Annotated in this window: 15 protein-coding genes; 6 read left to right on the top strand and 9 right to left on the bottom strand. The window is 71.4% G+C overall.

Annotation, left to right across the window (positions count from 1 at the left end):
• Positions 1-163: 163 nt before the first annotated feature.
• The 3 genes from Q8O14_10000 to Q8O14_09990 all read right to left on the bottom strand — a co-directional run bounded on the left by Q8O14_10000 (position 164) and on the right by Q8O14_09990 (position 1472).
• Entirely contained in the window at positions 164-928 is a 765-nt protein-coding gene (locus tag Q8O14_10000) for a hypothetical protein (protein ID MDP2361072.1), read from the bottom strand.
• A 206-nt stretch (positions 929-1134) separates the two neighbouring features.
• Positions 1135-1308 (bottom strand): hypothetical protein, encoded by a 174-nt coding sequence (locus Q8O14_09995; protein ID MDP2361071.1) that lies wholly within the window; start codon positions 1306-1308, stop codon positions 1135-1137.
• Between the two features lie 14 nt (positions 1309-1322).
• Positions 1323-1472 (bottom strand): hypothetical protein, encoded by a 150-nt coding sequence (locus Q8O14_09990; GenBank protein MDP2361070.1) that lies wholly within the window; start codon positions 1470-1472, stop codon positions 1323-1325.
• A 207-nt stretch (positions 1473-1679) separates the two neighbouring features.
• Between Q8O14_09990 and Q8O14_09985 the strand changes: the two genes are divergently transcribed.
• From Q8O14_09985 to Q8O14_09960, 6 genes are all read left to right on the top strand, one after another.
• Positions 1680-1991 carry a helix-turn-helix domain-containing protein gene (locus Q8O14_09985; GenBank protein MDP2361069.1) on the top strand — a complete coding sequence of 104 codons (312 nt, stop codon included), beginning with the start codon at positions 1680-1682 and terminating at the stop codon, positions 1989-1991.
• Positions 1988-4225, top strand: a complete 2238-nt coding sequence (locus Q8O14_09980; GenBank protein MDP2361068.1) for a molybdopterin-dependent oxidoreductase — start codon at positions 1988-1990, stop codon at positions 4223-4225. The genes Q8O14_09985 and Q8O14_09980 overlap by 4 nt, the downstream gene beginning before the upstream one ends.
• A 17-nt stretch (positions 4226-4242) precedes the next feature.
• Positions 4243-4770 carry a 4Fe-4S dicluster domain-containing protein gene (locus tag Q8O14_09975; protein ID MDP2361067.1) on the top strand — a complete coding sequence of 176 codons (528 nt, stop codon included), beginning with the start codon at positions 4243-4245 and terminating at the stop codon, positions 4768-4770.
• Positions 4771-4779: 9 nt separating this feature from the next.
• Complete coding sequence (gene nrfD, locus Q8O14_09970) at positions 4780-5745, top strand: NrfD/PsrC family molybdoenzyme membrane anchor subunit (protein ID MDP2361066.1); 966 nt, start codon at positions 4780-4782, stop codon at positions 5743-5745.
• 80 nt (positions 5746-5825) lie between these two features.
• Complete coding sequence (locus Q8O14_09965) at positions 5826-6335, top strand: YeeE/YedE thiosulfate transporter family protein (protein ID MDP2361065.1); 510 nt, start codon at positions 5826-5828, stop codon at positions 6333-6335.
• Positions 6332-7537, top strand: a complete 1206-nt coding sequence (locus Q8O14_09960) for a YeeE/YedE thiosulfate transporter family protein (GenBank protein ID MDP2361064.1) — start codon at positions 6332-6334, stop codon at positions 7535-7537. Before Q8O14_09965 ends, Q8O14_09960 begins: the two co-directional genes overlap by 4 nt.
• 162 nt (positions 7538-7699) lie before the next feature.
• On the opposite strand, the gene Q8O14_09955 is transcribed toward Q8O14_09960, so the two are convergent.
• The 6 genes from Q8O14_09955 to ffh all read right to left on the bottom strand — a co-directional run bounded on the left by Q8O14_09955 (position 7700) and on the right by ffh (position 13446).
• The gene (locus tag Q8O14_09955; protein MDP2361063.1) at positions 7700-9766 is read right to left on the bottom strand and encodes a hypothetical protein; all 2067 of its coding nucleotides are present in this window, start codon (positions 9764-9766) and stop codon (positions 7700-7702) included.
• A 74-nt stretch (positions 9767-9840) separates the two neighbouring features.
• Positions 9841-10188, bottom strand: a complete 348-nt coding sequence (gene rplS, locus Q8O14_09950) for a 50S ribosomal protein L19 (protein MDP2361062.1) — start codon at positions 10186-10188, stop codon at positions 9841-9843.
• Positions 10189-10200: 12 nt separating this feature from the next.
• Complete coding sequence (gene trmD, locus Q8O14_09945) at positions 10201-10920, bottom strand: tRNA (guanosine(37)-N1)-methyltransferase TrmD (GenBank protein ID MDP2361061.1); 720 nt, start codon at positions 10918-10920, stop codon at positions 10201-10203.
• A complete protein-coding gene (gene rimM, locus Q8O14_09940; GenBank protein MDP2361060.1) occupies positions 10917-11483 on the bottom strand; it encodes a ribosome maturation factor RimM in 567 nt (188 codons plus the stop codon). The genes trmD and rimM overlap by 4 nt, the downstream gene beginning before the upstream one ends.
• Before the next feature lie 36 nt (positions 11484-11519).
• Positions 11520-12014: a 30S ribosomal protein S16 gene (rpsP, locus tag Q8O14_09935; GenBank protein ID MDP2361059.1), complete on the bottom strand. Its 495-nt coding sequence runs from the start codon at positions 12012-12014 to the stop codon at positions 11520-11522.
• Positions 12015-12030: 16 nt separating this feature from the next.
• Positions 12031-13446 (bottom strand): signal recognition particle protein, encoded by a 1416-nt coding sequence (ffh, locus tag Q8O14_09930; protein ID MDP2361058.1) that lies wholly within the window; start codon positions 13444-13446, stop codon positions 12031-12033.
• Positions 13447-13514: the final 68 nt, after the last annotated feature.

The raw sequence follows: 13514 nt of genomic DNA, 5'->3' as shown, positions 1-13514 counted from the left end.
TCGTCTGGGCCTGTTCCGCCAGGCGGCGGGAGGCACACACGATCACGAAATCGTCGCAGTAACGAACCAGGCGACCCACGTCCCCGTGCTTCTGCTGCCACATCGTATCCAGCGTATGCAGATAGATGTTGGCCAGCAGTGTTCGGCGGCCCGTCGGCGAACTTCATCCGTCACCCTCTTGCAGAGGCGTTGCCGAAAGGACCCCGAGGGCGATTCTCCGCATCTCGCCATCCAGATGGGCAGCAACGCACTCTGACAGCAGGTGGCGGAGCAGAACGGCGTTCTCACCCTTGTGAATCATGCGGTCGCTGAACATGTCGCAGGCAAAGAGAACGCGGGGTGTAGGTCGCCAGGCGACACCCGCGAAACTGAACGGACGCCTCGCAAGACCGAATGGATGCGTTTCCGGGGGCTCGAGCCGACATTCGAGCGGGGCGGTCAGGAGGGGAAGGAAGCCGCCGCTCTCTGGGCACAGCGCGAATGGCGACGAGGCTTCAAGTCGCTCGACGACCATCTCGCCGCACCCGCCCCAGATGCCGTCGGGGAACCGCACCTTCTCAACGACTACATCAAACTTCGAATCCGGGTGATTTCTATTGGAGAGGCGGATCTTGCCCAAGTGGAGATTGGCTCCACGGACGCAGGCGAGTTCGAAACCGAGGCCACGGAACCTGTCGATGGCTTCCTCGGGATGGTTGCGATCCGGAATAGCGCGGAGGTAAACCGTGTGGGCAGAGCCATGGCCAGAAGCCACCAGGCTGGGCGTTCCCGCATCGTCCGAAACAGGGACTCCGTCTCGCAGAACCAAGGCGAGTCCTTCGCTCACCGTGGGATTCACCACCCAGCCCGCCCGCATCATGAGGCTGAGAAGGATGGTGAAGTCAGAATCTGCCGGATGCCGGTTGGAGATGAAAGCGACCTTCAGCATTGCAGTCTCCAGTCCGCCGAACTTCTGATTATGCAATCTGTCGGTGAATCGACTTGAATCTCCCCCCGGATTCGGCGCACCCAATGGGCAAGCTGCCTCTCCCCGGTCCCCAGAGCATGCAGAAGCCCCGGCAGTCCTGCAACAGAAAAATGGCAGGGTTCGAGATAGTGCGGCCAGGGGCGCTCTGCCCGTGTCTCCCGGGCGCCTCAGGACTCCGGGGGCGGCGCCGGCGTCTGCCAGAGATGGGCCTGGGGCAGGGCACACAGGCGTTCGCCCAGAGGGACGACATCCCGGCCCCCGTGGAGCAGCACACCCCGCGCCAGGCGCCCGCCCAGCTGGTCGCGCAGGGTCTTGAGTCCGCGCAGGTCGGCCCCCTGCACGGTGTCCGCCGCCTTCACCTCCAGGGGCAGGTACGTCCCTGGCGCCCTTCGGCGACGGCGCGGGCCAGCGTGCTCTTGCCCGTTTGCCGGGCCCCGATCAGGAACAGGACGGGCGTGTCGGCCAGGGCCTGCTCCACGGCGGATGTGATGTTTCGCCAAATCATGGCGTGTTATTCGCCACGCCGTGGCGAACATGCAAGCAATTCTTCCCTGCATCGCCTGTGGAGCTTCAGCGCGGACGGGACGGGCAGGCAGAACCGAAGCGTCACCCCTGCGCACCCTCTTCCTGTCAATCCCTTGACAATCGTTCCGGCAAATCCTATCCTCCCTCCCGCATATCCGATTATCCGGGTTCGATCATGAGGCCGCCCATGCAACGCACTGTCGAGGAGATCCGTCGCGCAGCGGAGGTCTTCAAGGCCCTGGGCCACCCCCAGCGCCTGCGCATCGCCTGCCAGCTGATGGAGGGCGAGTGCCCCAGCCAGAAGCATCTGGTGGAGGAGCTGGGCCTGCCCCAGTCCAGCGTGGCCCGCCTGCTCGAGCCCCTGCGCGCCTGCGGCCTGGTGGCGGGCGTCCGCCAGGGGGCGGAGCTGCGCCTCAGCGCCCAAGGCCAGGTGCTGGCCCGCATGCTGGACGCCATGTGCGACCTCGTCCACGCCGGGGACGGGCGGAGCGCCCCATGAAGCGCCGCGATTTCATCCGCATCAGCGCGGCGGGGGCGGCAGGGGCGGCCGTGCTGGGCGGCCTGGGCAGCAACTGGTACGGGCACTACGCGGACCCGGTGGAGGATCCCGCCACCGAGGGCGAGCGCGTGGTGCCCACCTTCTGCGAGCTGTGCTTCTGGAGGTGCGGCGTGCTGGCCCACGTCAAGGACGGGCGCGTCACCAAGCTCAAGGGCAACCCGCGCCATCCCCTCTCCCGGGGGCGGCTCTGCCCGCGGGGCGCCGGCGGCACGGGCCTGCTCTACGACCCCGACCGCCTCAAGACGCCCCTGCGCCGGGTCAGCAAGCGGGGCGGGCAGGAGTTCGCGGCCATCTCCTGGGACGAGGCCCTGGACGAGACGGCCCACCACTTCAACCGCATCATCGCCGAGCACGGCGCCGGGGCGCTGGGCCTCTTCTACCATGGCTGGGGCGCCAACTGGATGAAGCAGCTCTTCACGGCGGCGGGCTGTCCCAACATCGCGGCGCCCAGCTACGCCCAGTGCCGCGGTCCGCGCGACGTGGGCTTCACCCTCACCTACGGCCACGGCGTGGGGTCCCCCGAGGTGACGGACCTGGAGCACACGCGCTGCCTCGTCCTCATCGGCAGCCACCTGGGCGAGAACATGCACAACACCCAGGTGCAGGACTTCGCCGCCGCCATCCGGGGCGGGGCCGACCTCATCGTGGTGGATCCCCGCTTCTCGGTGGCCGCCTCCAAGGCGCGGCACTGGCTGCCCATCCGTCCCGGCAGCGACCTCGCCCTGCTCCTGGCTTGGATGCACGTCATCATCGGCGAGAACCGCCACGACGCCACCTACGTGGAGCGCCACACCACGGGCTTCGAGCAGCTGAAGGCCCACGTGGCGCCCTTCAGTCCGGAGTGGGCCTACCCGCGCACCGGCATCGAGCCGGCCCTCATCCGCGAGACAGCCCGTCTCATGGCCGGGGCCGCCCCCGCCACCCTGGTCCACCCCGGCCGCCACGTCACCTGGTACGGCGACGACACCCAGCGCAGCCGCGCCATTGCCATCCTGGGCGCCCTGCTGGGCAGCTGGGGCCGGCGGGGCGGCTTCTTCATCCCGTCTCGATTGGAATTGCCCGGCTACCCGGGCGCGCGCAAGCCGCCGTCCAACGGCGAGGCGCTGGACAAGCCGGCCCCCAGCCACTACCCGCTGGCCGACGAGGTGCTGGCCCAGGGCCTCTGCGACGCCACCGTGCCGGGGCTGCAGGGCCGCAACCTGCGCGCCTGGATGGTCTACGGCAGCAACCTGCCCACCACCCTGCCCGCGCCGGCCCGCGTCCACGAGGCGATCCAGCGCCTGGACTTCCTCGTCACGGTGGACGTCCTCCCCGCCGAGATCTGCGGCTGGTCGGACATCGTGCTGCCCGAGGCCACCTACCTGGAGCGCTGCGACGACCTGCACGCCCCGCCCTGGCGCCAGCCCTTCGTCGCCGTGCGCCAGGAGGTGGTGCCCCCGCTCCACGACAGCAAGCCGGGCTGGTGGATCGCCCGCGGGCTGGCCGCCCGCATGGGCCTGGCCGAGCACTTCCCCTGGGCGGATTCCATGGACTACGCCAAGGCCCGCGTCGCCGCCGCCGGCTTGTCCTGCGAGCAGCTGCAGGAGGAGGGCGTCGCCCTGGGGCCGCCCCAGCCGCTCTACTTCGAGGAGGGGGCGCCGGCCGACTTCCCCACCGACTCCGGCCGCATCGAACTCTACTCCGCCACCCTGGCCGCCCTCGGCTTCGACCCCATGCCCGTCTACACCGACCACGGCGACCCGCCCGCCGGCTGGTTCCGCCTCCTCTTCGGCCGGGCGCCCACCCACAGCTTCGGACGCACCACCAACAACCGCCTCCTCTCCACCACCTACCGCGAGAACGAGGTGTGGGTGAACCGCCGGGCGGCGGCGCGCTGGAGCCTGAAGGAGGGGGACCGCGTCCGCCTGCAGAACCAGGACGGCGTGCTCTCCACTTTCGACGCGCCGGTCAAGCTGACCGAGCGCATCCGGCCGGACGCCGTCTACATCGTGCACGGCTACGGGCGGCGGGCCAAGGGCCTGCGCTTCGTCTTCGGGCGCGGCATCGACAGCGCCGAGCTGATCAGCCGCAGCCGCACCGACCCCATCATGGGAGGAACGGGCATGAACGTGAACTTCGTCACCCTCGTGCCCTCCGAGGGCGTCGCCGCGGCGGCGGGCGGGGGCGACGCGTGAGCGGCCCGCGCCCGGCCATGGCCGTGGACACCCGCACCTGCGTGGGCTGCGCCGCCTGCGTTGTCGGCTGCCAGACGGAGAACGACGTGGCGGAGGGCCATGTGCGGGACTGGATCGTGACCGAGACGCGCGGCTCCTTCCCCGACCTGGCCATGACCATCCGCAGCGAGCGTTGCAACCACTGCGACCGCGCGCCCTGCGTGCGGGCCTGTCCCACCGGCTCCTCCCACTACGCCGAGGACGGCACGGTGCAGGTGACGCGGGACAAGTGCTCGGGCTGCAAGGCCTGCATGACGGCCTGCCCCTACGACGCGCGCTTCGTGGATCCGCGCCACGGCACGGTGGACAAGTGCAGCTTCTGCGCCCACCGCCGCGCCGCAGGCCTGGCCACCACCAGCTGCCAGGAAATCTGCCCCACCTCCTCCATCGTCTTCGGGGACCTGGCGGATCCGGACAGCGAGCTGTCGCGCCTGCTGCGCACGCGGGACTGGCACGTGCTCAAGCCCGGCGCCGGCACCCGGCCCCGGCAATACTACCTGACATAGGAGGCGCCCGTGCTGGAGACAAGCACCACCCGCGCCAACCCTGGCATCGACCCGCTGCTCCACGCCTGGCACGGCGAGGTGGCCCTCTACCTCTTCCTGGGAGGCGTCGCGGCCGGCATCATGATCCTCACCGGCCTCCGGCGGCTGCGCCACCCGGACGAGGAGGCCAGCCCCGCCCTGCGCTGGCTGCCCTGGACCAGCCTGCTCCTCATCAGCGCCGGCATGCTCTGCCTCTTCCTCGACCTGGCCAACCGCTGGAACGCTTGGCGCTTCTACCTCATCCTGCGTCCGCAGACCCCCATGAGCTGGGGCGCCTGGATCCTGCTCCTCGTCTACCCGGTGGCCGCCCATTTCGCCTGGGCCGGACTCCCCGCCGCGCGGCGCGAGCAGTGGCGCCGCTTCCTGCCGGGACGATGGCTGCGCGGCCTCGCCGACTGGAGCCTGCGCGCCCGCCCCCTCTTCGCCCGCCTCAGCATCCTCACCGGCGTGCTGCTGGGCCTCTACACAGGGATCCTGCTGGCGGCCTCCAGCGCGCGGCCCCTCTGGAACAGCGCGCTGCTGGGTCCGCTCTTCCTCGTCTCCGGCCTTTCCACGGGCGCGGCTTTCCTCCTGCTCTTCAGGCTGGCGGAAGGGGAGCGACAGTGGCTGGGCCGCGCCGACCTGGGACTGATCGGCGGGGAGATCGGCCTGCTCGCCCTTTGGATGATCGGCCTGGCCGTGGGCGGCGAGGCGGGCCGCCAAGCCCTCGCCCTCATCCTGGGCGGACCCTGGACGGCGGCCTTCTGGACCCTGGTGGTGGCCACGGGCCTGCTGGCGCCGCTGGCCGCCGCGCTCATCGAGCGCCGCCACGGACTGCCGCCCGGCCGCGCCACCGCCCTGCTGGTGCTGGCGGGCGGTTTCAGCCTGCGCTGGATCCTGGTCTTCGCCGGGCAGGAATCCCGCTGGGTGGAGCAGGTGACGGCCCTGTTGAAATGAGTGAGTCGGGCCGCGGCGGGAGCCCGTCGCGCCCGGGATGTTGAGCCGCGACTCTCTGCGGCGAAGTGGGAGGCTGGGCCATGACGGCACGACCCTATTGGAATCCCTACCTGGCCGGCTTCGTGCTGGGCCTGGCCCTGCTCGCCGCCTTCGTCGTGGCCGGACAGGGCCTGGGCGCCAGCGCCTTCCCCAAACGGGTGCTGGCGGGCGCTTGCGAGTTGGTGGCGCCGGCCTGGACGGAGCGGAGCGAGGCCTTCGGGCGCTATGTGCAGGGCGGACAGCCCCTGCGCGACTGGCTGGTGGTGGAAGTGGCGGGCCTCTTCCTGGGCGGCTTCATCGGCGCCCTCAGCGCCGGCCGGCTCAAGGCCGAGACGGTGCGCGGGCCGCGCATCAGCGTGCGCCGGCGCTGGCTCTTCGCCCTGGTGGGCGGCACGATCATGGGCATCGCCGCCGGACTGGGCCGCGGCTGCACCAGCGGGCAGGCCCTCAGCGGCGGCGCCAGCCTGGCGGCCGGCAGCTGGGCCTTCATGATGATGGTCTTCGCCGGCGGCTACGCCCTGGCCCGCCTGATGAGGAGGCAGTGGACATGAACCTGCCCCTCGTCCCCCAGAACGCCCTGGGCGCGGAGGGCGGACTGCTCAGCGCCCTCGCCATCGGCTTCCTCTTCGGCTTCGCGCTGGAGCGAGCCGGTTTCGGCAACGCGCGCAAGCTGGCCGCCCAGTTCTATCTCCATGACATGACCGTCTTCAAGGTGATGTTCACGGCCATCATCACGGCCATGAGCGGGCTCTACGCCCTGGCCGCCTGGGGCCTGGTGGACCTCTCCCAGGTGTGGATCAACCCCACCTTCCTCGGGCCGCAGCTGGCGGGCGGTTTCCTGCTGGGCGCCGGATTCATCATCAGCGGTCTTTGTCCGGGCACGGGCTTCGTCTCCCTCGCCTCGGGCAAGCTCGACGCCCTCTACGCCCTGGGCGGCGTCTTCCTGGGCACCCTGCTCTTCGGCGTGGGGCTGGAGACCCTGCCCTTCCTCAAGGCCTTCTACACGGCTCCCGCCGCCGGCACCCTCCTGCTCCACGACCTGTTCGGCCTGCCCGCACCCTGGCTGGCCCTGGCCGTGGTGCTGATGGCGCTGGGCTGCTTCATCGCCGCCGAACGGGTGGAGGCCCTCGTCGCACGGCGCCGGGCGGCCGGCTCCGACAGCGGCCGGGAGTCCACCCCCGTCCCCGACCGCCGCGGCAAGTTCGTGCTGGCCGGGAGCCTCGCCCTGCTCTGCCTGGCGGCCGGACTGACGCCCGCCGCCCCGCCCGCCCCCGCCTCGCCCGACCCGCCCCGCATCATGGCGGCCAGCGATCTGGCCGAACTCCTCATCCAGCGCGAGGCCGGCTGGCTGCTGCTGGACCTGCGCCACTCCGCCGGTGCCGAGGCGGCCATCCCCGGCGCGCTGGCCGTGGCCGATCCCGCCCTGCCGCCGCCGCAGGTGGGCGAGGCGCCGACGGGGACGCGCGTCCTGCTCATCGGGGAGGTGGGCGAGGAGGCAGCCGTGCCGGAGGCTTGGCCCCGCACCCTCGACTACTACTGGCTGGACGGCGGGATGGAGGCCTGGCGGCGGGAGGTGCAGGAGCCGCGGCCCACCCCGGCCGCCGACGCCTCGACCTCCGAGCGCGAGCGCGCCCTGCGCCGGGCGCAGATCGCCGCCTGGTTCAGCGGAAGCGAGGCGGCCCCCGTCGCGGCGGCGCCGCCGGCAGCCGGAAGTGGCACGGCGCGGAGGAAGAAAGCCGGTGGTGGCTGCTGAGCCACTGATGAACCCTTAACGCTGGCCCTTTGCCAGGTGCGCGGGCCTGGCGCCGTGGTACATTGGCCCCCGTTCCACCATGGCAGCCAGCGCCGAGGTGGCCTTCATCCGCGGGACCATTGAGCGTCCCCCGCTCGAAGGCGTGGCGCGTGGTGGCGGGAATCAGTCGACAAAGCCCCAGCGGATGCCCAGCCACTCCTCGTGGCCGTGCAGGGGGCGGCCCTCCACCCGCTGGTTCTCCGCCAGGCTGAAGGGATTGCGCAGCGCCCACCAGAGGGTGAAGCGGCCGCGGGTGGCCTCGGCCTTGAGCCAGAACTCGGGCATCTCCCAGAGCGCCCTGCCCTGGGCATCGACGCCGCCATGCTCGTGATGGAGACCCGCCGTGACCTGCACGAGCAGTTCCTCGCCGAACAGGCGCCGTTCATGGGTGAGGGCGCCGTCCAGCAGGTAGGATGGAAACTCGCGGGAGACCAGCCCGCGGCTGTCCATGAACCAGCCCTGGGCCGTGCGCAGGCGCCAGCGGGGCGTGAGGGCGAGGTCGGCGAAGAGCTGCACGCCCCAGTTGACGTGGTCCTCGCCGCGCCAGATCCAGCTGCTGTCGGTGGCCGGGGCGGCCCGCGGGTCGTCGGCCAGCGCCACGCGCCAGACCCGCAGGCTGAGCGGCAGCCTTCCCTCCGCCAGCCTCGTGCCCAGCCGCAGCTCCTGCCGCAGCCAGCGGCTGCCGCCCAGGGTGGAGTCGGGGAGAAGGGGCAGCGCGGCCTCGCGCAGCCAGGGATCGATCATGGCGTCCTGCTGCGCCGGCAGCCGCGTCAAATGCAACTGCTCGGGCGTGGGAGGCAGTTGGCCCGCCTGGAGGATGAGGTCGCCCCAACCCTCCCCGCGCTGCAGGCCGGCGTGCCCGCCCAAGGACCAGCCCCGCAGGTCGTCCCCCGTGAAGCGGCGCAGCTCGCCGGCCGGCTCCAGGACCAGGCGGCCGAGGCTGCTGGGAATGGTCCAGGCGGCGCGGCCGGCCAGGCGCGCGACGCCGCGCTCCATCCGCCAGGACCCGGCGCTCAGCTCCTGCCGCTCCAGGCCGCTCACGACGCGCCAGCCGCCTCCCGCCCAGCTGCGGTCCAGGTGCAGGGTGGCGCCCCGCAGGGTCTCGCGATCATCCACGCGCGCCAGACGCTGGAAGCCCAGGCGGTCCTCCCGCCGCCACAGGTCCAGTCCCAGGGCGCTCTGATCAGTCAACAGGCGTGTCACGCGGCCGCGCAGCAGGCTCTGGTCCAGGCGCCGCTGGCTCCGGTCGAAGTCCAGGATCTCGCTGCGGTCGTGGAGCAGGCGCTGGTCCAGTTGCAGCAGCCACCTCTCCCCCAGCGGCCGGTCCCAGTTCCAGAGGAAGAGGTTGCCGCGGTAGTGGGCCCCCGGCACCCGCTCGTGGGTGTAGCTCTGGCGGGAGGCCAGGGTGGCCCGCCCGCCCAGCACGGGTCGGCGGAAATCCCCCTCCACCGTGATGAGGCCGAGGAAACCGTCCGCCCAGCGGAGGCGCGTCAACACGCTGTCGTCCGTGGCGCGCAGGCTGTGGAAAGCGAGGGCGCCCCCCGGCCGGTTGCCCAGCCGCTCCCAGGCCGCGGTCCTTCCTTCCTCGACCAGCCCGCCGGCGACCAGATTCAAGTCGGCCAGGCCGCTGATGCGGCTGGCCAGATCCAGGCCGTCCAGCTCCAGGGTCGAGGCGCCGGGCCGCAGGCCGTCCAGGGCCAGCAGCTGGCGATGGCCTAGGTGGGCCTGGTCGTAGAGCAGACCGGCGGCCAGGGGCAGCAGCCCATCGGCCAGATCCTCGGCCGGGCGGTCGGGCGGGGCGGCGGGGGTCGGCAGGGGACGGCGGTTGGGCGGATGCAGGCGGGCGGGGGCCGGCCAGTGGGCGGGGCGGCGCCAGAAGCGGCTCCAGGCCCGGCTCAGGACAGAGCGGGCAGCGGCCGAGTCCGCCGCGGTTGTCAGGCTGTCGGCCAGACCGCCCAGGCTGTCGGGCATCGCGGCAGGGCGGGGCGAAAGGCCCTGCGTCTCCTCCGTGGCGGCCGGCCGGGCGGATCGGCCCAGGCTGTCCTCTTCCACCAGGGCGGGAGGCGGGGGCAGGGCCGGCTTGTCCTGGGCCCTCGCGGCCGGCGGGAACACAACAAGCGCCGACAGCAGAAGCACCATGCTCCACCCGGACAGGGCGGGCCAGGATTCTCCTCGGTCGGCGCTCGCCATTGGTGCTCCCCCTGGCGGCCGGCGGGTCCGGATCAGGCCGGAGGCCCCGCCGACGGGGCCTGGCGCGGCAGGGTTCAGCTGGTCCGCTCGCGCAGGCGGGCGGCCTTGCCGCTGCGGGTCCGCAGGAAGTAGAGGCGGGCGCGGCGCACGCGGCCGGACCGCTTCACCACCAGCTTCTCGATTTTCGGGCTGTGCAGGGGGAAGATCCTCTCCACGCCGAAACCCTTGAGCGCCTTGCGCACCGTGTAGGTGGCCGTGGCGCTGTTGCCGCCGTGGCGGGCGATCACGACGCCCGAGTAGATCTGGATCCGCTCCTTGTTGCCCTCGATGATGCGGACATGCACGTCCACCGCATCACCCACCGTGAACTCGGGCAGGTCGGTGCGCAGCTCGGGTTCGAAGCCACTCTTCAGCAGGCTCATGATCGCCTTCTCCTATCCTTCGTCCTTTGATTGTCCTTCCAGCAGATCGGGGCGCTTGCGGCGCGTCCGCTCCAGGCGCTGCGCGGCGCGCCAGGATTCGATCTGCGCATGATGGCCGCCGAGCAGCACCCCGGGCACGGCCATGCCGCGGAACTCCGCGGGGCGCGTGTAGACGGGGGCGTCCAGCAGTCCGTCCTCCAGCGAGTCCGTCTCGGCGGACTCGGCGCTGTTCATGGCGCCCGGCAAGAGCCGCACCAGGGCGTCCACCAGCACCATGGCGGGCAGTTCCCCGCCGCTCAGCACGTAGTCCCCGATGCTCAGCTCCAGGTCGACGCAGCGTTCGACGAAGCGCTCGTCCACGCCCTTGTAATGCCCGCACACCACCACGAGATGCCCGGTGTCGGCGGCCAGCCGGCGCGCCAGGGCCTGGGAGAGCAGGCGCCCTTGCGGACTGGTCAGCACGACCAGGGGCTTGGCCGCACCGGGCCGGTGGGCGCGGGCGCGGGCCAGCAACTCGTCATGACAGTGAAAGAGCGGCTCGGGCTTCATCACCAGCCCGGCCCCGCCGCCGAACATCTCGTCGTCGGCCTTGCGGTGCTTGTCCCGCGTCCATTCCCTCAGGTCGTGGAGGCGGATCTCCACCAGTCCCTTCTGCCGGGCCCGCTTGACGATGGACTCGTCGAGGGGGCCGTCGAACATCTCGGGAAAGAGCGTGACGATGTCGATGATCATCCCTTCCCCCTCCCAGGGGGAAGGCCGGGATGGGGGTTCTCCCCCGCCGCACCCGACCCCAGCATCTCCTCCGGAATCAGTCCCTCCGGCACGTCCAGCTCCATCCAGCCCTGGGAAAGCTCCAGGCGCGGCACGAAGCGGCGGTGGAAGGGCACGAGGGCCTCCCGGCCACCGGCGCGGATCTCGAGCACCGGTCCGGCCGGCAACTCGAGCACGCTCTCGACCCGGCCCACCACGGCGCCGCCCGGCAGGCGGGCCTCCAGGCCGATGAGGTCGGCCAGGAAGACCTCGTCCTCGGCCAGGGGCGGCAGGTCGCGGCGATGGATCTGCAGCATGTGGCCGCAGATCGTCTCGGCCGCCGTGCGGTCCGCGATCCCCTCAAAGAGCAGGGACAGCCGCCCTCCCAGGCACTGGCCGCCGGCCAGGCGCAACAGGCGCGGCCCGTCCTTGGTCAGCAGGCGGAACTCCTTCAGCGTGAGCAGGCGCTCCGGATCGTCGCTGAAGGCGGCCAGCCACACATCGCCGCGCAGCCCGCGGGGCCGGGAGACCCAGCCGATGTCCACGTGGTCCTGCACGGCGCTGGTGGCCTGTCGAGGGCGCTACTCGCCCTCGGCGGCTTCCGTCGCTTCGCTGGCGGCAGCCTCCGCCTCGGCCTTGGCGGCGGCGGCCGCGGCGGCCTTCTCATCGGCGGCCTTGCGGGCGGCCTCGGCCTGGGCCTTGCGGGCGGCCTCCTCGGCGCGGCGCTTGGTCTCCAGGACCTGCCGGTTCTTCCCGGCGTGACGGTCCTGGTGGGCTTCCACTTTCTCCGCCACCTGCTCGGCGCTGGCGCCGCGGCGGGTGAGATCGTGGGCCAGAAGGACGCCGGCCTTGGAGAGCAGGCTGCGCACCGTGTCCGTGGGCTGCGCGCCCGTCTCCAGCCACTTCATGGCGGCCGCCTGGTCCACCTCGAGGGTGGCCGGGTTGGTGAGCGGGTTGTAGGTGCCCAGCGCCTCGATGTACTGGCCGTCCCGGCGCACGCGGGAGTCCACCGCCACGATGCGGTAGAAGGGGCGCTTCTTGCGACCCATGCGGGTCAGACGCAACTTGACTGCCACGGCAGCCTCCTTCGAACTATCGTTTCTTCTTGCCTGTCTTCTTCTGCGCCCGCCGGGCGGCGAATCCGGCCGAGACGGGGTTGACCTGGGGCTGGGACCTGGCCTCGGCCGCCCCCCGCCGGGGACTCATGCCGCCGAAGATCCCCATTCCGCCCATCTGCTTCATCATGCCCTTCATCTGCTCGTACTGGTGCAGGAGCAGACCCACGTCGTTCTCCTTCACCCCGGAGCCGCGTGCGATGCGCGCCTTGCGGCTGCCGTTGATGATGGCCGGCTGCTGGCGCTCGCGCAGGGTCATCGACTGGATGATCGCCTCCGTGCGCGTCAGCTGCCCGGCGTCCAGGTCCATGTCCTTGAGCTTGGACCCGACGCCCGGGATCATCTTGAGCAGGCCCTCCAGCGGACCCAGCCGCTTGATCATCTGCAGCTGGGAGAGGAAGTCCTCCAGGTCGAACTCGGCCCGCGCCATGCGGGCGGCCATCCGCTCCGCGTCCTGGCGCTCGACCTGCTCCTGGACCTTCTCCACCAGGCCCACCACGTCGCCCATGCCCAGGATGCGCTGGGCCAGGCGCTCGGGATGGAAGGGTTCGAGGGCGTCCAGCTTCTCGCCCACGCCCGTGAACTTCACCGGGGCGCCCGTCACGGCGCGGATGCTCATGGCGGCGCCGCCGCGCGTGTCGCCGTCCAGCTTGGTCAGCACCACGCCGTGGAAGGCCAGGCGCTGGTGGAAGTCCCGCGCCGCGCGCACGGCGTCCTGGCCGATCATGGCGTCGGCGACGAAGAGGATCTCGTGGGGATTCAGCTCCGCCCGGATCCGCTCCAGCTCCTGCATCATGCCGTCGTCGATGTGCAGACGGCCGGCCGTGTCCAGGATGACGGTGTCAAAGCGGCCGCGCCGAGCCTCGGCCAGGCCCTCGTGCGCCGTCCGCAGGGCGTCGTTGTCCACCGGCCGGAAGACCGGCACGTCCAACTCCCGCCCCAGCACGGCCAGCTGCTCCACGGCGGCGGGCCGGTAGATGTCGGCGGCCACCAGGAAGGGCCGGCGACCCATCCGGCGCTTGAGCAGGTGCGCCAGCTTGGCGGCGGAGGTCGTCTTGCCGCTGCCCTGCAGTCCCACCATCATGATGATCGTGGGTCCGTCCTTGGCGAAGGCGATGGGCTGGTGCTCGCCGCCCAATAGGGCCGTCAGCTGGTCATGGACGATCTTGACGAACTGCTGGCCGGGCAGCACGCCCTTGAGCACCTCGGCGCCCTTGGCCTCCTCGGACACGCGGGCGACGAAATCCCGCGCCACCTGGACGCTGACGTCCGCCTCCAGCAGGGCGCGCCGGATCTCCCGGACAGCTTCGTCGATGTTGCTCCCGGAAATCTTCGCCTGCCCCTTGAGGCTGCGCAGAATTCCGTCGAAGCGCTCCTGCAGAGCGTCCAGCATGCCCGTCATCTCCGAAAACGGAAACCCGAGAGTCTAGCATTGGCGATCTGTTGATTCAAGGAAAGCGG

The sequence above is a fragment of the bacterium genome, from assembly GCA_030685015.1.
GTDB lineage: Bacteria > CAIWAD01 > CAIWAD01 > CAIWAD01 > CAIWAD01 > CAIWAD01.
This window is presented reverse-complemented; position numbering and strand designations above follow the sequence as displayed.